At 61.3% G+C, this 20,418-nt stretch carries 17 protein-coding genes; 8 read left to right on the top strand and 9 right to left on the bottom strand.

Annotated elements, in window-relative coordinates:
* The first annotated feature begins 239 nt into the window (after nucleotides 1–239).
* Nucleotides 240–671 carry a hypothetical protein gene (locus QMX85_RS01810; protein WP_282338464.1) on the top strand — a complete coding sequence of 144 codons (432 nt, stop codon included), beginning with the start codon at nucleotides 240–242 and terminating at the stop codon, nucleotides 669–671.
* A 409-nt stretch (nucleotides 672–1,080) separates the two neighbouring features.
* Here the strand turns inward: QMX85_RS01810 and QMX85_RS01805 are convergent, their stop codons facing one another.
* The 6 genes from QMX85_RS01805 to QMX85_RS01780 all read right to left on the bottom strand — a co-directional run bounded on the left by QMX85_RS01805 (nucleotide 1,081) and on the right by QMX85_RS01780 (nucleotide 6,530).
* Entirely contained in the window at nucleotides 1,081–2,277 is a 1,197-nt protein-coding gene (locus tag QMX85_RS01805) for a zonular occludens toxin domain-containing protein (protein WP_282338473.1), read from the bottom strand.
* A 2-nt stretch (nucleotides 2,278–2,279) separates the two neighbouring features.
* A complete protein-coding gene (locus QMX85_RS01800) occupies nucleotides 2,280–2,594 on the bottom strand; it encodes a DUF2523 domain-containing protein (protein ID WP_282338472.1) in 315 nt (104 codons plus the stop codon).
* Entirely contained in the window at nucleotides 2,594–3,958 is a 1,365-nt protein-coding gene (locus tag QMX85_RS01795; protein ID WP_282338470.1) for a virulence factor TspB C-terminal domain-related protein, read from the bottom strand. Before QMX85_RS01795 ends, QMX85_RS01800 begins: the two co-directional genes overlap by 1 nt.
* A gap of 148 nt (nucleotides 3,959–4,106) precedes the next feature.
* Nucleotides 4,107–4,319, bottom strand: a complete 213-nt coding sequence (locus QMX85_RS01790; RefSeq protein WP_282338468.1) for a major capsid protein — start codon at nucleotides 4,317–4,319, stop codon at nucleotides 4,107–4,109.
* 226 nt (nucleotides 4,320–4,545) lie between these two features.
* Complete coding sequence (locus QMX85_RS01785; RefSeq protein ID WP_282338467.1) at nucleotides 4,546–4,875, bottom strand: DNA-binding protein; 330 nt, start codon at nucleotides 4,873–4,875, stop codon at nucleotides 4,546–4,548.
* 251 nt (nucleotides 4,876–5,126) lie between these two features.
* On the bottom strand, nucleotides 5,127–6,530 hold the full coding sequence (locus tag QMX85_RS01780; protein ID WP_282338466.1) for a phage/plasmid replication protein, II/X family: 1,404 nt from the start codon (nucleotides 6,528–6,530) through the stop codon (nucleotides 5,127–5,129).
* A 161-nt stretch (nucleotides 6,531–6,691) separates the two neighbouring features.
* Between QMX85_RS01780 and QMX85_RS01775 the strand changes: the two genes are divergently transcribed.
* On the top strand, nucleotides 6,692–7,033 hold the full coding sequence (locus QMX85_RS01775) for a helix-turn-helix transcriptional regulator (RefSeq protein ID WP_282338465.1): 342 nt from the start codon (nucleotides 6,692–6,694) through the stop codon (nucleotides 7,031–7,033).
* 479 nt (nucleotides 7,034–7,512) lie between these two features.
* Nucleotides 7,513–7,944: a hypothetical protein gene (locus QMX85_RS01770; protein WP_282338464.1), complete on the top strand. Its 432-nt coding sequence runs from the start codon at nucleotides 7,513–7,515 to the stop codon at nucleotides 7,942–7,944.
* Between the two features lie 528 nt (nucleotides 7,945–8,472).
* Here the strand turns inward: QMX85_RS01770 and QMX85_RS01765 are convergent.
* Complete coding sequence (locus tag QMX85_RS01765) at nucleotides 8,473–9,114, bottom strand: response regulator (protein ID WP_282338463.1); 642 nt, start codon at nucleotides 9,112–9,114, stop codon at nucleotides 8,473–8,475.
* A gap of 39 nt (nucleotides 9,115–9,153) precedes the next feature.
* A complete protein-coding gene (locus QMX85_RS01760) occupies nucleotides 9,154–11,406 on the bottom strand; it encodes a PAS domain S-box protein (RefSeq protein WP_282338462.1) in 2,253 nt (750 codons plus the stop codon).
* A 222-nt stretch (nucleotides 11,407–11,628) separates the two neighbouring features.
* Here QMX85_RS01760 and QMX85_RS01755 point away from each other — a divergent pair, with 222 nt between their 5' ends.
* The 5 genes from QMX85_RS01755 (at nucleotide 11,629) to QMX85_RS01735 (ending at nucleotide 18,525) form a co-directional block, all read left to right on the top strand.
* Nucleotides 11,629–13,251: an acyl-CoA synthetase gene (locus tag QMX85_RS01755; protein ID WP_090230706.1), complete on the top strand. Its 1,623-nt coding sequence runs from the start codon at nucleotides 11,629–11,631 to the stop codon at nucleotides 13,249–13,251.
* A gap of 117 nt (nucleotides 13,252–13,368) precedes the next feature.
* Nucleotides 13,369–13,695 carry a DUF485 domain-containing protein gene (locus QMX85_RS01750; RefSeq protein ID WP_282338461.1) on the top strand — a complete coding sequence of 109 codons (327 nt, stop codon included), beginning with the start codon at nucleotides 13,369–13,371 and terminating at the stop codon, nucleotides 13,693–13,695.
* On the top strand, nucleotides 13,695–15,353 hold the full coding sequence (locus QMX85_RS01745) for a cation acetate symporter (RefSeq protein WP_282338582.1): 1,659 nt from the start codon (nucleotides 13,695–13,697) through the stop codon (nucleotides 15,351–15,353). The genes QMX85_RS01750 and QMX85_RS01745 overlap by 1 nt, the downstream gene beginning before the upstream one ends.
* A 120-nt stretch (nucleotides 15,354–15,473) precedes the next feature.
* Entirely contained in the window at nucleotides 15,474–17,243 is a 1,770-nt protein-coding gene (locus tag QMX85_RS01740) for an acyl-CoA dehydrogenase C-terminal domain-containing protein (RefSeq protein ID WP_282338460.1), read from the top strand.
* A 100-nt stretch (nucleotides 17,244–17,343) separates the two neighbouring features.
* The gene (locus tag QMX85_RS01735) at nucleotides 17,344–18,525 is read left to right on the top strand and encodes an acetyl-CoA C-acetyltransferase (protein ID WP_282338459.1); all 1,182 of its coding nucleotides are present in this window, start codon (nucleotides 17,344–17,346) and stop codon (nucleotides 18,523–18,525) included.
* A gap of 107 nt (nucleotides 18,526–18,632) precedes the next feature.
* Here QMX85_RS01735 and QMX85_RS01730 read toward each other — a convergent pair whose 3' ends face one another.
* Nucleotides 18,633–19,766, bottom strand: coding sequence for a mechanosensitive ion channel family protein (locus QMX85_RS01730; RefSeq protein WP_282338458.1), 1,134 nt, complete (start codon nucleotides 19,764–19,766; stop codon nucleotides 18,633–18,635).
* Nucleotides 19,767–20,418 lie beyond the last annotated feature (652 nt).

Genomic DNA, 20,418 nt, shown 5'->3' with positions numbered 1-20,418 from the left:
TAGGCCGCTGGGGGCTTTTTCGTTGGGCGGGAGATCGGCCGCTGCGCGGGTGCCGTCGCAGAAACAACGGTGATCGGCACCAGGGCGTGCCGGCGACTGATATGCCTGCGGCATGTCGGGGCTTAATTGTCGTAACGGTGACGGAAATAGCCGACGAGTGGTCGAATTATCGTAACGTCACGATTTACTATTTATCGTAACGTCACTATAATTACTCCAACAACAACGGAGTAGCACCCATGATCGACGCCCTGGACAACCAAACCCACCCCCTCCCCCTGGACGAGCAGCAGGCCAAGCGCAAGCGCGGGCGACCTGCTACCGGCAAAGCAATGACGCCGGCAGAACGGCAGGCGGCATACCGCGAGCGGGTGAAATCAAGACAAGGAGGAAGTATGTCTGGAAGGTGGATTCATATGTTTTGGGCGGACGCTGTTCGCCTTCGTGTCGAGCAAAAATCATTGGAGCGAATGGCTTACTACGGCCGGTGCGCCGGCGCTATCTATGCGCTTTATCAGGCTGAGGCGATTTCATTCGAGATCTATGAACGTCTAGATAATTTGATTCATTCCGCAATGCTTCATTCAGGCGAACCGTTTGTTGACAGTAGAAATGCCGGCCCGGTTATTCCGCGCTATATCGCGAGACAGCGTGAATGTGAGGACGCCTAACCTAAAGCTGCAAAATAGCCCGACAGGCGGCCTGTAGAGCAGCGAGGCGGGCGTCCAGGGCGGCGCCCTCCTCATCCAGCTGCGCAACGCATCGGCGCAGCTGGCGTAACTCACCGACCAGGCGCGGATAGTCCTCTAAAAGATGAAGTACAGCCTCGGAATCGCTCCGACCGGCTGCGTAGAGCTGCGCCTGTTTGATAAGCCGCGGTGGAATCGGAACTGGAATTTCGTCACCCATAATAGACGTTACATTAAATCGCACCGGGAAGGCTGCGCAATGGTCCCGGCACGATTAAACGTAACGTCACGCATTATGGGCAACGTCAGCGCATGACGTAATCGATTGAGAAAAAGGTGGCCACGCACGCAACGACCACCAGCAGAACGAAAATCAACAGAACCCGTTCAATCACCACAGGAACTTCGCTTTCTCATACGGCACGACAGACACGCGAGCCTGAGACACCACAGGCTGACTAGAAACCGCCTGGAACTGCGCTGAGCCGCCAACAGACGCCGGCTCCTGCTGCTGCCGGAAACCACCACCGCCAACCTGCGCAGTGTTGCGATCAGGAACAGACGCATCGAAGTAGCCACCGGAAGCGACAGCTGCGCAGAACTCGAATTCAGAGGCGACCCGCGTGCCCTGTTGCGTGTAGCACTGACAGACCGAAACACGCCCCTCAATGTAGCCAACGGACATAGCCGAGCCCTGGCGCTCAACAAGGCGCGAATCGGAGCTGGTGACGCAATAGAGCTTCGGCGCGGCCTTGGGCTTGGTGAGGTCGTCATAGATCGGCGCAGTCGACGGCACGCCAGCAATTCGCGGCTTGCTCTGGGCGATGTAATCAGCCCTGGTCGTGGGCTTGGTGGCATCAGGAACAACGCTGGGCATGAACGATTTGGCTGCATCGGTAACGCTCTGCTGAAGCGATTTCGCGGGAGCGTCAGCAGTCGCCTCAACAGGCTTTGGCGCCCAAATTCGATCATAGGCACGCCAGCACAGCACCACGGCAACCAAGGCGGCAGCGCCAAACATCATGGCCTTTTTCGACGGTTTGAACTTGAAATGGTGGCCGGCCTTGGCGCTGGTGTAGACCCCGAAATAACGCCGATCAAGGGTGGGAAACGTGCGCGTGGCTTCCTTGTTGCTGGCGAGCTTTTCAACATCGTTGACGCAGCGTTCCATCTCATACCGAGACAGCTTGGACGAACCGAAAATACGCCAGTAGTGGATGTGCTTGTTGCACAGCCGGCGAACGTGCACGTCGATGAATCGAGGATCTTGAGTGATCAAGTGCACCTCATGGCCCTTCTTCCTCATGATCTCGAATTCAGAGGCGTAGCGCGGCACCTCTTTGCGAGGATCGCGAACCCCGAACCAACCCTGGGCTTCATCGACAACGATGATGGCGTTATCGGGCAGATCGAACCACAGGTGAGGATCGTCGAACTGATACCACTTCGCTTGCAGCTTGTCGGGCTGCAAATCCGTCACGTTATGGAAATAGACCGGCCGATCCTGCGCATAGGCGCTGGTGTCGACCTCTTTGATGGTGTTCAAGGTCTTGCCGTGGCCCATCAGGCCGGTACGAATGTAGAGCATGGTTACGCCTCAAGAACGCCGGTATTACCCAGGGATTTTTTGCGGCCGGAAATCTTGTCCATGCCAGCTAGAACGAAGCGCGTAGTGACAGCAGAGAGATAGATGCTGATGGCCACGTCGAACTTGGCGATGCCCAGGATGGCCTGCAGCGGGCCAGGTGCATTGCCGAGCTGGGAATGCACGTAGTTCTGAATTTCGCCCAGCGCATAGTTGATGCCGACGTAGGAAACAACGCCGATACCGATCATCTTGAGAACCATGCGAACCAACGGCCCAAGGACCTGAATCGCCACCAACACCAAGTAGAAAAAGTGCATCAGGCACCTCCAACAGAACGGCCGATATAGAGCGCAGCAGCCACACCGGCAGCAGCAACAATCAGCCAGGAAAGATCGGCAGCAACAGCGCAGACAGGCTCATAGCTGAGCCGGAACGTGTGGCCACCGTTGGAATTGAGGGAAATTTGAGACGGGGGCGGACAGGTCTTAGGAAGGAAACCTGAGGCGCCAGAAATGACGCTGGGAACCTCTACCTCGCGCTCATCAAGCTTGAATTTGTCGCCCTGGAGCAGGCCGTCGATATTGCTTTTCTGAGCCTCATAATCACCGGCCTCCTCCGCATTGCAGCGTTGCGCCTTCTCCTGGCGAAGAATGGCGCACTGGATGGCATCGCCAGTGCAGGCAAGGGCCGCTTCACATGCCTCACCAGCAACAGTGCTATCGCCCTCCTCGCCCTCTCCTTCGCCATCACCAGAACCGCCGCCACCGGAACCATCACCATCACCATCACCAGTACCGCCGCCACCGGTACCACCACCGTCAGAACCTCCACCAGTTCCACCGCCATCAGAACCGCCGCCGGTACCGCCACCATCAGAGCCACCACCTGTACCGCCTCCAGTACCACCGTCTTCACCGCCGCCATCACCGCCACCATCGCCATCACCTCCACCATCAGCGGGCGTCTTTACGCAGGTAGTACCCGACCAGGAATAACCGTCTGGACAGCCAGGGTCGTTCGGATCGGAGGGGGGAACATCAGGCGTCGTCGGTGGATTGAGAGCGCCACCAGTTTTACCCAGCGCAGCATCAGGCTCAGAACATGCCTCACCATTGCCCTTACCCGTGTAATTGCAAAAACCCCGTGAACTATCGCCGGGCAATGTGAAACAACTGCTGGCACTGGAATTAACAGTAAATCGACACTTGTTATAGCAAACAGAATCACCCATAGGCGGGTTAACAACATAGTTACGACCGCCAGAGTTAATAACAGGGCCATCGCCGGATGCAAATATTCCGGGATCACCAACCTCACAAGGCGGTGGAGGCGTTTCACACTCACCAGTTTCAGCGTTGTAGTTCTGGCCGGAAGGACAAGAGTCGCCAGATCGGGACACTACCCAAGCTCCGCGACCATCAGCTAAGCGACAGCCCCAGGTGCCATTTGACTGCTTTACAGCATGCATGAGGGTGCCTGAAGAACTGGCATTAGAACACGCATCAGACGGAGAAGAGCCAGTGCCCCAAACAGTGCCATTTAGAACAACGGTCCACCGGTAATCAGCCGCATTAGCAGCATGAGAAAAAAAAGCAACAACGAAGAGTGCGACGAAACATCTAAACCCTGCCAAAGAACAACGCAGCCAGCGCAATGAGAGTAACCGCGAGAACATATTCATTTGGCCCCATTCCCATGATGGTTCTCCAAAAAAAAGCCCGGACTAGCCGGGCGTTGTAAATGACAAACAGTTCCCAGAGGGGAACCGCCGATTTGCTCGGCGGCTCATGCTTCGCTCGCCTGAGCAAAAGTCGGCGGGAGGCTGTTGGTCAGACGGCTCGGCGCATGTACTTAAAGCCAGCTGCAACGACCAGGACGCCAATGGCGGCCCAACCGAGGGTGCCGACGTCCCCTTCAACTGCGGTGACTTTGGCGGCAGCAGCAGCAGCATCAGCCAGCGCAACGCCAGTGGTGGCAACCATCAGGCCGCCGACAACAGCCGCTTTGCGACCGAACTTTTGAACCATGTTGCGTACTTTCATGAGTGAAGCCTCAGAGTAGTTTTTTCATCACGAGGAAACAGAAAACGGCAGTGAACAATGAAATGGTCACGTCCTTGAGTTCTATAAATTCCTCATCGGAGATAGACGGAGCAACTTGCAACTCCGTCCGCATTTGCTCACCCGTGACAGTAATTGGCGTGCCAGAACAGAGAACTTCGCCCCCTACCCCAACGCTCCAACTTCCGTCACAGGCGAGAAAATTCATTTAGCTGGCAGCTCGAACAGGCGCAGCAACTTGGAAGTTGACTGGCTTGCCGTCGCCAGCCAGCCAGCGTTCGAGGCCAACGTTGCCGGCCTTCGACTTCCACGGTTTCGGGAAGAACGGAACAGCAACTTGTTTGCCAGCGTAGTTCTGATAAATCTTGTCGACACCGGCTTCGATATGACTCTTGCCGATACGGATGCCCGTCGTTACATCAACGATCTGGCCGTATTCGTCGCGGCCCTCGCTGACGACCAAGACATACGTCTCGACGATGCCGTTGTCTTTTTCTTTGGTCGAAATGCCTTTGCACAGGCCGAGTTTAATTTCCATGGAGTTTCCCCTTTGGTTAAAGGCCTGTGGCCCATTGAACGAAGTAAGTAATGCCGACGATTGCGGCGAGAAGTTGCCCAAGCAGACCAGTTACCAGGGCGCTACAAATAACCAGCTGGCCAAGCGAATAGACGGGCTTCATGTCAGCATCCAGAGCATTGCCTTGGAGAGGCCCCAAGCGATGCCAGCAAGAGCAGCCAGAAGGTGCCCAACGATCACGACCTGCCAGAAAACCCAGGAAAGGACGCGCATCAAGCAACCCTCGGCAGCTGATACCAGTCCGGACGCTGGGCCGCGAAATCGATCTGGAGGAAGCGCAGCAGCGGCACGACGTTGTTCGGGCCGTGGTCGCACTTGAGCTTCTGGAGGGCAGCCTTCGAGATGCCGCACGCCTGAATATCCGCAACGTGACGGTAAAAACTGGCGCGGCTCATCGACTCCATCGTCTCTTCCCAGCCGAACTCCCGGATGCTCCGGAACGTGCGGAACAGGTTCCGGGCATAGGCGTCGCTGGGCTTGCCCTGGATCGCGATGGCAGGCACGTCTACACCGGCCTCTACGCGGGGTTTTGTCATCCGGACTTTGCCCGGCTTGGTCCACTTCTCAAGCAGTGCTTTGAGCACCGATTCATCGTCAATGACTCGCATGGTCATGCCCTCAAAGGCCTTAAACAGTTCGCGCGTTACTTGCGCCCAGCACCACTCGATCAAGCACGTGCCGTGGTCGGACAGCCACCGTTGAACCCTTGCGAGATCGAACAGCCGGGACGGAATGCCGCGACGGTTCAGCCAGCGCTTGGAAACGGAAGCCTCTACACGAAGCAGGTTCTTCACCCACTCCAAAAGACGGGGGTCGCTCATCACCTTCACCGTGCGGTGCGCCGAGAGGTTCAGGCGGGATGCACGGTTGAGCATGTAAGCGAGCTGCTGCGGGGTGAGCGCCTTGCGCTCGATCGGCCGGATCGGCTCGCGGAGGTAGTGCAGGAAGGGCTTGCCCTTCCCTCTCGCCAGCGCCTTGGCTTCAGCGAGCGCGGCATGGAATTCATCGTTCTTCAGGTACAGCTTCAGCTTGCGGAGCCGCGAATCCTTGGCTCCGAAGTAGGCAGTAGTGGTGTAGTTGTCACCGCGTGCCTTAGTTTGGCCGTTGCTAACCCCAGCAATAGCAGCGATGGCTTGAAGCGCGGATCGCTCGTTTGGCATGCGGGCTGAGTAGGTGCAGTCAATGTCGTAAACCTCGGCCTCGGGGATATCGAGCATGTCAAACAGGTTGGGGTAAGCGACCTCCAGCCAACGGAGCATTTCGTAGGCGCCGTGCAGGATGTCTGTAGGGCCGAAGACGTTGTGACCCTGCAAGAGCTTGGCCGGGCTCGCCTTCATCTCGACGCCGGGCATGACCCGCTTTCCAAGCGACTCGTGAAACACCTTGAAGGCCATCGGGGTGAAGCCGGTGCTCAGCGATTCCCACTTGTGGCGCAGATCATCAGCCTGGAGATTCCCATCTTCATCGCGCTGAACCTGACCCGCCGAGAGCGGAACGCCCTTCTTCATCAGCAGATCAAGCTCGACCAAATGAATCGGTTCCTTGCGGCCGTCGACGCCCAGGAGGCGGACGTGCTCGCATTTGAACGGAACGAAGAGGTGGATTCGGTCAAGCACAGGAAACCTGTCAATACCCTAAATGTGTACGCGCAAGGTACGATAATTGTCTTATCAATTGCAAGACACAATTGTCGCATCCGTGGTCTATTTATCGGATATGTATAGGCGTACAGGAGATAGGGTGTATGACCGGTATAGGTGAAGCGGGAAGGACAACGATGAGCGTAGGCGAAAACATCCGGCAGAAGCGTGCAGCAATGGAGCTGTCGCAGCAGGCGCTCGCGGAGAAAATCGGGTCAACGGCGAAGACAATCGCGCGATGGGAGAGTGATGAGAACTACCCAGGCGGAGACGCCATAATCAACATGGCGCATGTTTTTGGGTGCTCGACAGACGAAATACTTCTCGAGCGTAGCGAGCGGGAAATTTCCCCAGAGATGCGCGCGCTGTTCAGGCGATTCGGAGACCTACCGGACGATCTGAAGCCGATGGCGAGAGGGATGATCGGTGCCATATTGGCAAGCATGGAAGAAGAAGCGGCGAGGAAGACCGCAGCTTGAAAAGTCCCACCATGAGACAAGAGTCCACCATTAGAGAAGGTGGACCCGGCTGCGCCGGCCCGCGCTGAAACTCCGAACCTGCCGGGACCTGACCAGTCGAGCTGCTGACGACGATGGGAGACTGCAAGCGCAGTCGCGCAGAGACGGCGGGAGCCACAAAAGCGGGTCGATCAGCATGCGGTAGACCTGATTCGCGGGACTGACAATCGAGATACGCAGACAAGCCCCTGGCGTGCCGCATAGGCCGCTGGGGGCTTTTTCGTTGGGCGGGAGATCGGCCGCTGCGCGGGTGCCGTCGCAGAAACAACGGTGATCGGCACCAGGGCGTGCCGGCGACTGATATGCCTGCGGCATGTCGGGGCTTAATTGTCGTAACGGTGACGGAAATAGCCGACGAGTGGTCGAATTATCGTAACGTCACGATTTACTATTTATCGTAACGTCACTATAATTACTCCAACAACAACGGAGTAGCACCCATGATCGACGCCCTGGACAACCAAACCCACCCCCTCCCCCTGGACGAGCAGCAGGCCAAGCGCAAGCGCGGGCGACCTGCTACCGGCAAAGCAATGACGCCGGCAGAACGGCAGGCGGCATACCGCGAGCGGGTGAAATCAAGACAAGGAGGAAGTATGTCTGGAAGGTGGATTCATATGTTTTGGGCGGACGCTGTTCGCCTTCGTGTCGAGCAAAAATCATTGGAGCGAATGGCTTACTACGGCCGGTGCGCCGGCGCTATCTATGCGCTTTATCAGGCTGAGGCGATTTCATTCGAGATCTATGAACGTCTAGATAATTTGATTCATTCCGCAATGCTTCATTCAGGCGAACCGTTTGTTGACAGTAGAAATGCCGGCCCGGTTATTCCGCGCTATATCGCGAGACAGCGTGAATGTGAGGACGCCTAACCTAAAGCTGCAAAATAGCCCGACAGGCGGCCTGTAGAGCAGCGAGGCGGGCGTCCAGGGCGGCGCCCTCCTCATCCAGCTGCGCAACGCATCGGCGCAGCTGGCGTAACTCACCGACCAGGCGCGGATAGTCCTCTAAAAGATGAAGTACAGCCTCGGAATCGCTCCGACCGGCTGCGTAGAGCTGCGCCTGTTTGATAAGCCGCGGTGGAATCGGAACTGGAATTTCGTCACCCATAATAGACGTTACATTAAATCGCACCGGGAAGGCTGCGCAATGGTCCCGGCACGATTAAACGTAACGTCACGCATTATGGGAAATTATAGGTTCTGTCACTGGGGCAATGCTCTCATGGCTTCTAGGCTCAGGTGCCAGGTTCCAATCTCTGTCAATGACGGTCCAAAACCTCCGCCACCTTGATGCATCTGAAACACGCTTTCCCGTTAACGGATGCCCGGCGCTGTTTCATCCAATAGCACGTCAGCGACTCTCGCCGAGTCGCTCTAGCGCCAGATGTGATGACCGTATCAGCCCTGTCTCAACCGCAGCGGATCCACCAGGCCTGCGACGATCGCCATTCCAACCAGATCAGCAAGACGCTCCGCCCGCATGCGTTTCATCACGCGGGAACGATAGAGATCGACGGTTTTCACGCTGATGTTCAACTGCTCAGCGATTTCGCGGTTGGTGTGGCCCTTGACCAGAGGCAGCACCACATCGCGCTCCCTCGGCGTCAGCCTGGCCAGGCGCTCCTGGACGTCCTCCTGATCACTGCTGCCCGAGGTTTGCCGCTCCGAGCGGCTCAGCGCCACTTGCACACTGTCGAGCAGAAGCTGCTCGTTGTACGGCTTTTCGATGAAATCCCGCGCGCCGGCCTTAAATGCGCGCACCACGATGGGCACATCGGCGTGGCCGCTGACGAAGATGATGGGCAGATCCAGGCCCCGCGCGCGCATCTCTTCCTGGACATTCAAGCCACCCATGCCAGGCATGCGCACGTCCAGGAGCACGCAGGCGTTGAGCGTCGCGTCGCAGGCTGCGAGGAAATCGCGGCCACTGGTGAACGGAATGGCACGCAGCCCTACGGACTCGAACAGCCAGACCGTCGAATCGAGCATGCCCTGATCGTCGTCCACCACATACACCACTTGCTGGGTGGCAGTCGTCATTGAATCGTTCCTCTTGTTGTTATCGGCATCGTATGCGCCTCACGGTAACGGCAGTCTGCAGCGCATCAGCAAGCCGCCAGTCGCCGCACGTTGCCCCTCCAGGGCGCCGCCAAAGCCCTCGATTATGCTGCGACTCATCGACAGCCCGAGCCCGAGTCCGTCCGGTTTGCTGGTGTAGAACGGTGTGAATACCCGCTCAAGTTCCGCGTCGTCGAGCCCAGGTCCTTCGTCAAGAACATCCACTTCCAGTCCGGAACCGGTCGCCAGTCGAGCCGACAGGACAATGCGTGACGCCTCTCCTGGCTGGGCCTCGCGGTTGGCGTCGATGGCATTGCGCAGGAGATTGATCAGCACCTGCTCGAGCAATACGCGGTCGGCATACACCGGCGGCAGATTGTCCGGCAACCGCTCCTCGATCACCACCTGCCAGGCGTTCGCCTCCCAGGCGCACAGGCGAACGGCCTCGCGTGTCACTTCGCAAAGGTCCAGCGCCTGCATGCGCCGCTGCCCCTTGCGCAGGAAGCCGCGCAGTCGCTTGATGACCTCGGAGGCATGATTGGCGTGCTCGTTGATGCGCTCCAGTCCCTGCGAAACGCGCACGACTGCCTGCGGGTTCTCCTCGATCGATTGCAGGTAGCGCTGGCTGGCGCTGGCGTAGTTGACCACGGCGGCCAAGGGCTGGTTTATCTCGTGGGCGATGCCGGAGGCGAGTTCGCCCAGGGTGACCAGCCGCGCCGTGTGCGCCAGCTCGTCCTGGTGGCGACGCTGCTGTGCCTCACGCAGCTCGCGCTCGGTCATATCGCGAGCCACTAGCGAGTAATAGCGCTCTCCACCCGCGGCCCGATGCGCCAGCAATACGAGAGAGACGGGTACTGACGCCCCTCCCAGCGGCGGATGCAACCGTGAGTCGGCGCTCCACACACCCGCCCGCCCCGCTCTCTCGCGGCCCGCCTGTAAGCGGTTCAGGTCATCGGCGGCAAACAGCACCGACAGCGCCGGCATGGACTGCCCCTCGTCCAGCTTCAGCAGCTCGCGGGCAGCGGGGTTGAGGTAGGTGATCCGCTCGTCTGCGTCGATGAACAGCACGGGGTCCGTGTTGGCCTCCACTACCTCCGCCAGCCGCCGCTTGTTCTCCTCGGCCTGGACGCGTGCGGTGATATCCCGCGATACGCTGACCACCTCGACCACAGCGCCCGTGTACGTCTCGCGGATAGCGCGGCTGGCTGTTTCGAACCAAAGGTAATGACCATCGCTATGGCGTATGCGATACGTCATCGTGTGGTAGCCATCGGTCTCCAGCGCATCCTTCGCCCGCTGAATCAGCGATGCAAGATCCTGCGCGTGGAACAGGCCTTGGGCGAGTTGGCCGCGCAGGGTTTCGGGCCAGTAGCCCAGCAACGTCCATGACGCGGGCGAGGCATCCAGAAAACGGCCATCCGGGGTGTGCCGGGAGATCAGGTCTGTGGTGTTCTCCGTGATCAGCCGGTACAGCCGACGTGCCTTCGTCGCCTCGCGTTCGGCGAGCACCTGTTCGGTGGCCTCCCGGCAGCGGGCCAGCACACGCGACGCCTGCGGATCGGGAATGAAGGTCCAAATCAGAATGCGCCCATCGTACTCGGCTTCCACATGCTCGATGGCGCGGCCCTGTTCGAGGCACGCGCGCACCAGCGAAGCGTGGTTGACCGGCAGGAAGCGCACGACCGAGCCGGGAGGCTGATCGGCCAGCAGCGCCAGTAACGCGGCATTCAACTCCAGGGGATCGCCGGCAGCATCCAGCAGCAGGGTCGGCTGGGGGTCGTAACCGAGCAATGGCGAGGCGCGCATCAGGTCGCCGGAGATCGCCAGCAGCGTCGAGAGCAATTCATGCACCCAGCCGAGCCAATCCAGGCTGACGCCTTCCCGCACTTCCACCAGGAGCAACCCGGGTCGGCCGGGCTCCAAAGCAAGATCGAAGACCTGTCCGTGGCTGATCGCGGCCCTGCGCAACCTCCCGGAAAACCAGCAATCCAGCCCGCGAACCTGCTCCAGATCCAGGCGGCCATGGTCTTCCAGGCTGGCAAGAAGCGCCTGATCGCTGGCGAGCAAGGGGTCACCCTGCCCCGGCGGCAGATGCTGGCCGCTGCCTTCATGGCCATAGATGCCGACGCTCTCCAGCCAGCTCAGGTAATAGGCCTGTCGCACCTCGGGGCAGCCGCGCAGGGCCCGACACACGGCGTCGGCGCGGGCGGAGAGCGGAACGCCTTCGCGCTGCAGGCGCAGCCATGTGTGCAGGCGGACCGGGTTCTGACTCATCGGAATTCCCATAAGAAAACGGCGATAGCATATCTCCATACGACCAACTTTCGCCGAACAACCAACTGGATAATCTGTTTGGTATAGTTAAAGTACTATACGACGCAGGTAGTAGTTCCATATTCGGTGTGGGTCGTATATAAAATCACCGCATGATCTGCCGCCCGAACAAAACAGGCGAGCAGGCACCTAGAGCTAACAATCAGCCACCGGATGCCCAGCATGTCGATCTTCGAACAGGGTCTTGCCCCTGCAGCCGTGAACCATATCGCCCTCTCGCCGCTCAGCTTCATCGAGCGCACCGCCAGCGTCTATCCAACCTACCCGGCCGTCATCCATGGATCGATACGTCGTACATGGGCGGAGACCTATGCACGCTGCCGGCGTCTGGCCTCCGCGCTGGCCGGGCGCGGCATCGGCAAGGACGACACCGTGGCGGTGATGCTGCCCAATATTCCGCAGATGCTTGAGGTGCACTTCGGAGTGCCCATGATCGGCGCGGTGCTCAATCCCCTCAACGTGCGCCTGGATGCCGAAGCCATCGCCTTCATGCTGCAGCATGGCGAAGCCAAGGTGGTCATTGCCGACCGTGAGTTCTTCGATGTGATCCATTCGGCCATCGGCATGCTCGATCACCCGCCGCTGGTAATCGATGTCGATGATCCTGAGTACGGCGAAGGTCAGCCGGTGAGCAACCTGGACTACGAAGCCTTTCTTGCCGAGGGCGATCCCGAGTTCGCCTGGCAGTGGCCGGACGACGAATGGCAGGCGATCAGCCTCAACTACACCTCCGGCACCACCGGCAATCCCAAGGGGGTGGTCTACCACCATCGAGGCGCGTACCTGAATGCCCTGGGCAACCAGATGACCTGGGCGATGGGCAATCATCCGGTCTACCTGTGGACGCTGCCGATGTTCCACTGCAATGGCTGGTGCTACCCGTGGACCGTCACGGCCCTCGCCGGGGTACACGTGTTCCTGCGCCGGGTCGACCCGCAGAAGATCCTTACCCTGATCCGCGACGAGCAGGTCACGCACATGTGCGGTGCGCCCATCGTACTGAATGCCCTGGTCAACATGCCGGCCGAAGCCAAGGCCGCCATTGATCACCCCGTCGAGGCGATGGTCGCCGGCGCCGCGCCGCCGGCAAAAGTGATAGGTGCCGTCGAAGAGATGGGCATCCGCGTCACCCACGTCTACGGGCTGACCGAGGTCTACGGCCCGGTGACCCTGTGCGCCTGGCACGCCGAGTGGGACGCGCTGCCGCTGGACCAGCGCGCGGAGATCAAGGCCCGCCAGGGGGTTCGCTACCCTACCCTCGAAGGCGTCATGGTCGGCGACCCGAAAACCCTCGAACCCACCCCGCGCGATGGTCAGACCATCGGCGAGGTCTTCATGCGCGGCAACACCGTGATGAAGGGCTACCTGAAGAACCCTAGCGCCACGGCGGAAGCCTTCGAGGGGGGCTGGTTCCACACCGGCGACCTCGCGGTATGCCATCCCGATGGCTACGTGGAGATCAAGGATCGCCTAAAGGACATCATCATCTCCGGGGGCGAAAACATCTCCACTATCGAGCTCGAAGGGGTCCTCTACCGTCACCCCGCCGTCCTGGAAGCCGCCGTGGTGGCGCGTCCGGACGAGAAATGGGGAGAAACGCCGTGTGCGTTCATCACCCTCAAGGCGGACCACCAGGCCGTTCGCGACAGCGACATCATCGGGTTCTGCCGGGATCACCTCGCCAGCTTCAAGGTGCCGCGCACCGTGGTGTTCATCAACCTGCCGAAGACGTCGACCGGGAAAATCCAGAAGTACCTCCTGCGCGACATGGCCAAGGCGCTGTAGCCGAAACACATCCTCCAGGCGACACAAGGCGACGGCCCTCGGCCCGTCGCCAAGGTGCCCTGCACCCCGAAAACGGGGGCCGGGCCTCGACAACAACAAAAACAAGGAGCCACACCGATGACCCATGCTGAGTTGTCCCACGCGCAGCGTTGCGACCGCATCCGAGCCAACCCGAAGTTCCAGCGCCTGGTGCGCAGCCGCTCGCGCCTGGCGTGGTCGCTTAGCGCCGCCGTACTGGGCACCTACTACCTGTTCATGCTGGTCGTGGCTTTCCAGCCCGCGCTGTTGCACGCGCCTCTCGGCGAAGGCCATCAACTCACGGTGGGCATCCCGGTGGCGGCAGCGGTCATCGTGCTTTCCTGGCTGTGCACCGGCTGGTACGTGTACCGCGCCAATACACGCTTCGACGCCCTTGGCGCCGATCTGCTGGCGGAGCTGAAATGATGCGCCTGCGCACGCTCGGCACCGCGTGCCTGGCCTTGGCCCCGCTTGGGGTTCTGGCCGCCCCTTTCGTGGCGGAGAAGCAGCCCGTCAACCTGCACGCCATCGCCATGTTCTTCGTCTTCGTGATGGGGACGCTGGCGATCACCTGGTGGGCCGCCCGGCAGACCAAATCCACCTCCGACTTCTACACCGCCGGCGGCGGCATCAGCGGTTTTCAGAACGGTCTGGCGATCGCCGGCGACTACATGTCGGCCGCCACGCTGCTGGGGCTGTCCAGCCTGGTCTTCGCCAAGGGCTACGACGGCTTCGTCTATACGGTGGCGTTCTTCGTCGGCTGGCCGATCATCACCTTCCTGATGGCGGAGCGCCTGCGCAACCTTGGGCGCTATACCTTCGCCGACATCGTGTCCTACCGCCTGGATCAGACGCAGATCCGCACATTCGCCGCGTTCGGTTCGCTGACCGTGGTGTGCTGCTATCTGGTCGTCCAGATGGTCGGCGCGGGCCAGTTGATCAAGCTGCTGTTCGGCCTCGACTACACCACGGCCGTGATGGTGGTGGGTGTCCTGATGCTGGTCTACGTGATCTTCGGCGGCATGATCGCCACCACCTGGGTGCAGATCATCAAGGCCGTCCTGCTGCTCGCGGGCGGCACCACCCTCGCCCTGCTCGCCCTGGCCGAATTCAGCTTCAGCCTGGAGACCCTGGCGAGCCGCGCTGTCGCGAGCCATGCCATCGGCTGGAGCATCATGGGGCCGGGCTCGATGCTGGCCGACCCGATCAATGCGGCATCGCTGTCGCTTGGCCTGGTTTTCGGCATCGCCGGGCTTCCGCACATCCTGATGCGCTTCTTCACCGTGCCGAATGCGCGGGAAGCCCGCAAATCGGTGTTCTATGCCACCGGCTTCATCGGCTTCTTCTTCCTGGTGGTCATGGTGCTGGGCTACAGCGCCATAGTCATCGTCGGTACCGACCCGCAGTTCTTCGTCGATGGCAACGTCAAAGGCGCGTTGATTGGCGGCGGCAACATGGTGGCGATGCACCTGGCCAAGGCGGTAGGCGGCAACCTGTTCCTCGGTTTCCTGTCGGCCGTCGCGTTCGCCACCATCCTGGCCGTGGTTTCCGGCCTGGCGCTGGCCGGCGCTTCGGCCATCTCCCATGACCTCTACGCCACGGTGCTGAAGAAAGGCACCGCCAGCCAGAAGGAGGAGATGCGCGTCACCCGCATCGCTACCGTCGGGCTGGGCCTCGTCGCCATTGGCCTGGGCATCCTTTTCGAGAAACAGAACGTCGCCTTCCTGGTGGGGCTGACGTTCGGCATCGCCGCATCGACCAACTTCCCCGTGCTGATCATGGCCATGTACTGGCGGAACCTGACCACCCGCGGCGCCCTGGCCGGTGGTTTCGCAGGCCTCGCCACGGCGCTGGTGCTGGTGATCCTGTCGCCCGCCGTTTGGGTTTCCGTGCTGGGCCACGCGCAAGCCATTTATCCCTACGACCACCCTGCTCTGTTCTCCATGCCGTTGGCCTTCCTGGTCATCGTGGTGGTCTCGCGGCTGGATCGAAGCGTACGCGCACAACGCGAGCGGGCGGCCTTCGACGACCAGTTCGTCAGGGCTCAAACCGGGCTGGGGGCCGCTGCCGCGTCCAGTCATTGAACTCAAGGTCTCCAGTCGACGGCGGCGAGGTCTGCCGTCGATCCTAAAGGCCGCTGCTCGCGGTGGTCTCTTTTTATTCTTACGCGCCGACCCTGCACGGCGCCCCGAACGAGGTGATCGATGCCCGAATACAACGCTCCCCTGCGCGACCTGCGCTTCGTCCTCCATGAGGTGTTCGATGCGCCGGGTCTATGGGCTCGCCTGCCGGCGCTGGCGGAAACCGTCGACGCCGCAACCGCCGATGCGATCCTGGAGGAAGCGGCAAAGGTCACGGGTGGGCTGATCGCCCCGCTCAACCGCAGCGGCGACGAGGAAGGAGCGCAGTGGGCAAACGGCGCGGTCAGCACGCCGCGGGGATTCAGGCAGGCATACGCCACTTACATCGAAGGCGGCTGGGTAGGGCTGTCCGGCAACCCGCAGTACGGCGGAATGGGCATGCCCAAGATGCTCGCGGTGCAGTTCGAGGAAATGCTCTATGCCGCAGGCTCCAGTTTCGCCCTGTACTCCGCGCTGAGTTCCGGGGCCTGCCTGGCGATCGACGCCCACGCCAGCGAAACGCTGAAACGCACCTACCTCTCCCCGATGTACGAAGGCCGCTGGGCGGGGTCAATGTGTCTCACGGAGGCTCACGCCGGCACCGATCTGGGCATCATCCGCACCCGCGCCGAACCACAGGCCGACGGCAGCTACGCGATCAGCGGAAGCAAGATATTCATCACCGGCGGCGAGCAGGACCTGACCGAGAACATCATCCACCTGGTACTGGCCAAGCTGCCGGACGCGCCGGCCGGGCCCAAGGGGATTTCGTTGTTCCTGGTGCCCAAGATCAAGGTCGGCGCCAACGGTTCGCTGGGCGAGCGCAACGCGGTGAGCTGCGGTTCCATCGAGCACAAGATGGGAATCAAGGCGTCGGCCACCTGCGTGATGAATTTCGATGGCGCCGAAGGCTACCTGATCGGCGAGGAGAACAAGGGCCTCGCAGCGATGTTCACCATGATGAACTACGAGCGCCTGTCCATCGGCATCCAGGGCATCGGCTGTGCCGAGGCGTCCTACCAGAACGCCGTGGCCTATGCCCGCGAGCGCACCCAGAGCCGTGCTCCGGGCGGCCCCCAGGCCAGGGACAAGGCCGCCGACCCGATCATCGTGCACCCGGACGTGCGCCGCATGCTGCTGACCATGAAAGCCATGACCGAGGGTGGGCGCGCTTTCGCCAGCTACGTCGGCCAGCAGCTCGACCTGAGCAAGTTCAGCGAAGACCCCGCAGAGAAACAGGCGGCCGATAACCTGGTCGCCCTCCTCACCCCAATAGCCAAGGCCTTCTTTACCGACGCCGGTCTGGAAAGCACGGTGCACGGCCAGCAGGTGTTCGGTGGCCACGGCTACATCCGCGAATGGGGCCAGGAGCAACTGGTGCGCGACGTTCGCATCGCACAGATCTACGAAGGCACCAATGGCATCCAGGCTCTGGACCTGCTCGGACGCAAGGTGGTGGTCAACGGTGGCGCCGCCCTGCGCCAGTTCACCGGCGAGATCCGTGCGTTCGCCGCGACGGACGTGCCTCATCGTGAAGCGCTGCTTGACGCCGTGCAGCGTCTGGAGAGCACCACCGACTGGCTGCTGCAACGGGCCAGCGAGAACCCCAACGAAGTCGGCGCCGCCTCCGTGGAGTTCCTGCATCTGTTCGGCTATGTCGCCTATGCCTGGCTCTGGTCGCGCATGGCTCGGGTGGCGGCGAGCAAGCTCGACGAGGACGAGGCGTTCTACGGTGCCAAGCGGGCAACCGCGGACTTCTACTTCAGCCGCCTGCTACCGCGCATCCTCGGCCTGGAGGCGAGCATTCGCGCCGGCAGCGATCCGTTGTTCGGCCTGACGGCAGAGCAGTTCTGAACGCCGGTCCCTGATGATCGGGCGACACGCGGACCGCCTTCGGCGCCGCTTTTCTTTCGCGACTCCGTCCCCTCGGGCGGATCGCAACACGGGAGTTTCCATGCGTGATGTTGTGATCGTTGCCGCCACCCGCACGGCCATTGGTGCGTTCCAGGGAAGCCTGAGCACGGTTTCCGCCGTTGAACTCGGCGCCACGGTGGTCCGCCATCTGCTTTCGCAAACCGCCCTGGACGGTGCCTTGGTCGACGAGGTGATCCTCGGCCAAGTACTCAGCGCCGGTGCCGGGCAGAACACCGCGCGGCAGACCGCGCTCAAGGCCGGCCTGCCGCATACCGTGCCGGCGATGACCCTGAACAAGGTCTGCGGCTCTGGCCTGAAAGCGGTGCAACTCGGCTACCAGGCCATTGCCTGCGGCGATGCCGAGGTGATCATCGCCGGCGGGCAGGAGAACATGAGCCTGGCGCCCTACGTCATTCCGCAGGTCCGGACCGGATTGCGCATGGGCCACAAGGCGGTCATCGATACGATGATCCAAGATGGCCTGTGGGACGCCTTCAACGACTACCACATGGGGATGACCGCCGAGAACCTGGCCGAGCAGTACGGTATCGGCCGTGATGAGCAGGACGCCTTCGCCGCGACCTCGCAGCAGCGCGCCAGCGCCGCCATCGAAGGGGGCCGCTTCGAGGCGGAAATCGTTCCGGTACGCGTGCCGCAGTCCAAAGGCGAGCCGATCCTCTTCGCCCGTGACGAGCAGGTGCGCACCGGCACGACGCTGGCCGGGCTAGGCAAATTGTCGGCGGTGTTCAAGGCCGATGGCACGGTCACGGCGGGTAATGCCTCCGCCCTGAACGACGGCGCCGCCGCCGTGCTGTTGATGAGCGCGGAAAAGGCCGCGGCCCTGAACCTGCCGGTGATGGCGCGCATCGTCGCGGCCGCCGGCGCGGGTGTCGATCCGGCGATCATGGGCATCGGCCCGGTGTTCGCCATCTGCAAGGTGCTGGAGAAGGCCGACTGGCAGATGGAGGACGTTGATCTCATAGAGGCCAACGAAGCCTTCGCTGCCCAGGCCCTCGCCGTCGGCCGCGAGCTGCACTGGGACAGCGCCAAGGTGAATGTAAACGGCGGCGCCATCGCGCTGGGCCATCCCATCGGCGCTTCCGGCTGCCGCATTCTCGTCACTCTGCTGCACGAAATGCAGCGCCGTGACGTCCGCAGGGGGCTGGCCACGCTCTGTATCGGCGGCGGCCAGGGCATCGCCCTCGCCGTGCAGCGCGATTGAAAGGCTGCATCGACGGGCCGCCTGACGTCGCTGCAAATGTCCACCCGAGGCCCAGGCCAGGTGTCAGCAGGGCGCCGTTTCCAGTGAAACCGCCCTGCCCGTTCGCCTCAGTGGGACGACGAAACGCCCAGCGCCTCGGGCGAACCCGCGTTCTGCTTGGCACCTGGCTCGGCGACGCCCACCTTCACTTCCGGCAGGCAGCCACCGACGAACTCGACGCGCCGCACCGGGAAGGCGAACTCCACCTCCATGTCCCGGAGGCCCTGCAGCAGCGCCAGGTTTATCTCCTGCTGGATGTCCATGTACTGGTTGTAGTCGGAAGACTGCACGATGTAGACGACCTCGAAGGTCAGCTTGCTCTCCTCGAACGCGAGGAAATGCGCCCGGTCGAAGCGCGCTTTTTCCAGTCCGTCGATGATGCGTTTCACCAGGGCACTCACTTCCCGGACTTTTTCCGCCGGCGTCGCGTAGCTGATCCCGAAGCTGAATACGATGCGGCGGGTGTCCATGCGCTTGTAGTTGTGAAGCGTCTGCCGGAGCAGATCGGCGTTGGCACAGACGACCTGCTCGCCGCTCAGGCTGCGGATACGCGTGGTCTTCAGGCCGATATGCTCGATGGAGCCGGCGACATCGCCGAAGACGACGAAATCGCCGATCTCGAAGGGTTTGTCGATGCCGATGGAGAGCGACGCGAAAAGGTCGCCCAGCATCGTCTGCACGGCCAGCGCGATGGCGATGCCGCCGACCCCGAGGCTGGCGACCAGCGCGGTGATATCGACGCCGAGGTTGGCCAGGATCGACAGCAGCATGACCGACCAGACCACCACCAGGATCATGATCGAGAGGATCGTCATGGTCACCGGGTTGTGCCGGCCTGCGCGGTCGCTGACCAGGTCGCGCGACCAGAGCCGCACGCCGACGTCCACCCACAGCGCGGTTTGCAGCGCCAGCACCACGAACCAGCTATGCGAGAGCGCCGACTGCCAGTTGCTCGGCAGCTCGACGAGTTTGAGTGCTAGGAGAAAGGAGAACGCAAAAAGCAGGAATCGGCTGGTCCGGGCGGCGATTTGCCAGCCAAAGCGGTAGATGGGTTTTCCCTGGGTTTCTGCCAGGCCCCGCAGGCGTTTCTCGATGATCCCGAAGAGCGTACGCAAGACCAAATAGCAGATCAGCGTTCCCGCGGTCACGATGCCGACGCTGATCCACAGCGCCGTGTTCAGCCACATGCTCAAATCGAACATCTTTCCTCCCGTTCTTCAGCCCTGGCCAGCGATCGAGCGGCGCGCCTGGGCAAATGGAAAAGTCCGCCTGAGCGGACAATTGCGTCATTCAAAGGTGATGTGCAGCGGCGTCGGTCCGGCGCCAGTAGCGCCATGGCCCTCGCCTGACGTATCAGGTGCGCCGCGTCCGGCGGTATCAGGCGGACATCGGCCTGCTCGGGGAGCGCTTCGGTGCGGCGGTAAGGGGAGATTCGCTCGTGCCGACAGCGCCACGCGGCCGATGAGGGAACTCGGGATATGCGGACTGGACGGTGGCGCTCTGCGTGCGATAGGTGTCGTCGCCAGGCATGTAGGTCTCCGTTGTTTGAAACGTCTCGGGCCTCGGACCCGTCATGAAGGGAGTCCCCTATTGGAGTCTAAGTTCCGCTGAATTCCCGAGAGGTCGTCGCCCCGGACGCGCGCCGGGAAACTCATGCTGGAGACGCCGAGGATCTGCGCTGGAACTTGGCCAGCCATGAAAGGGCATTGGGCGCGCCGGCATTCTTCCCTTGAACGTTCGAAGTGATAACGAAGTTTGGACATCTCTAACACGTCTTAACTTACTTGGGGCATCGGATGGATGTCGTTCCTGTTCAACGTCGTGTGCACCAGTTTTCGATTGCTCATTGTTCTG

Origin of the sequence: Pseudomonas sp. PS02288 (assembly GCF_029959715.1) — a bacterium.
GTDB classification, from domain to species: domain Bacteria; phylum Pseudomonadota; class Gammaproteobacteria; order Pseudomonadales; family Pseudomonadaceae; genus Pseudomonas_O; species Pseudomonas_O kuykendallii.
This window is presented reverse-complemented; position numbering and strand designations above follow the sequence as displayed.

Coding starts and splice junctions, on each gene's coding strand:
- QMX85_RS01760 (WP_282338462.1), bottom strand. CDS start 11,406: ATGAGTCAGAACCCGGTCCGCCTGCACACATGGCTGCGCCTGCAGCGC.
- QMX85_RS01730 (WP_282338458.1), bottom strand. CDS start 19,766: ATGTTCGATTTGAGCATGTGGCTGAACACGGCGCTGTGGATCAGCGTC.
- QMX85_RS01765 (WP_282338463.1), bottom strand. CDS start 9,114: ATGACGACTGCCACCCAGCAAGTGGTGTATGTGGTGGACGACGATCAG.
- QMX85_RS01790 (WP_282338468.1), bottom strand. CDS start 4,319: ATGAAAGTACGCAACATGGTTCAAAAGTTCGGTCGCAAAGCGGCTGTT.
- QMX85_RS01770 (WP_282338464.1), top strand. CDS start 7,513: ATGATCGACGCCCTGGACAACCAAACCCACCCCCTCCCCCTGGACGAG.
- QMX85_RS01795 (WP_282338470.1), bottom strand. CDS start 3,958: ATGAATATGTTCTCGCGGTTACTCTCATTGCGCTGGCTGCGTTGTTCT.
- QMX85_RS01755 (WP_090230706.1), top strand. CDS start 11,629: ATGTCGATCTTCGAACAGGGTCTTGCCCCTGCAGCCGTGAACCATATC.
- QMX85_RS01810 (WP_282338464.1), top strand. CDS start 240: ATGATCGACGCCCTGGACAACCAAACCCACCCCCTCCCCCTGGACGAG.
- QMX85_RS01800 (WP_282338472.1), bottom strand. CDS start 2,594: ATGCACTTTTTCTACTTGGTGTTGGTGGCGATTCAGGTCCTTGGGCCG.
- QMX85_RS01785 (WP_282338467.1), bottom strand. CDS start 4,875: ATGGAAATTAAACTCGGCCTGTGCAAAGGCATTTCGACCAAAGAAAAA.
- QMX85_RS01750 (WP_282338461.1), top strand. CDS start 13,369: ATGACCCATGCTGAGTTGTCCCACGCGCAGCGTTGCGACCGCATCCGA.
- QMX85_RS01805 (WP_282338473.1), bottom strand. CDS start 2,277: ATGCTCTACATTCGTACCGGCCTGATGGGCCACGGCAAGACCTTGAAC.
- QMX85_RS01745 (WP_282338582.1), top strand. CDS start 13,695: ATGCGCCTGCGCACGCTCGGCACCGCGTGCCTGGCCTTGGCCCCGCTT.
- QMX85_RS01735 (WP_282338459.1), top strand. CDS start 17,344: ATGCGTGATGTTGTGATCGTTGCCGCCACCCGCACGGCCATTGGTGCG.
- QMX85_RS01775 (WP_282338465.1), top strand. CDS start 6,692: ATGAGCGTAGGCGAAAACATCCGGCAGAAGCGTGCAGCAATGGAGCTG.
- QMX85_RS01740 (WP_282338460.1), top strand. CDS start 15,474: ATGCCCGAATACAACGCTCCCCTGCGCGACCTGCGCTTCGTCCTCCAT.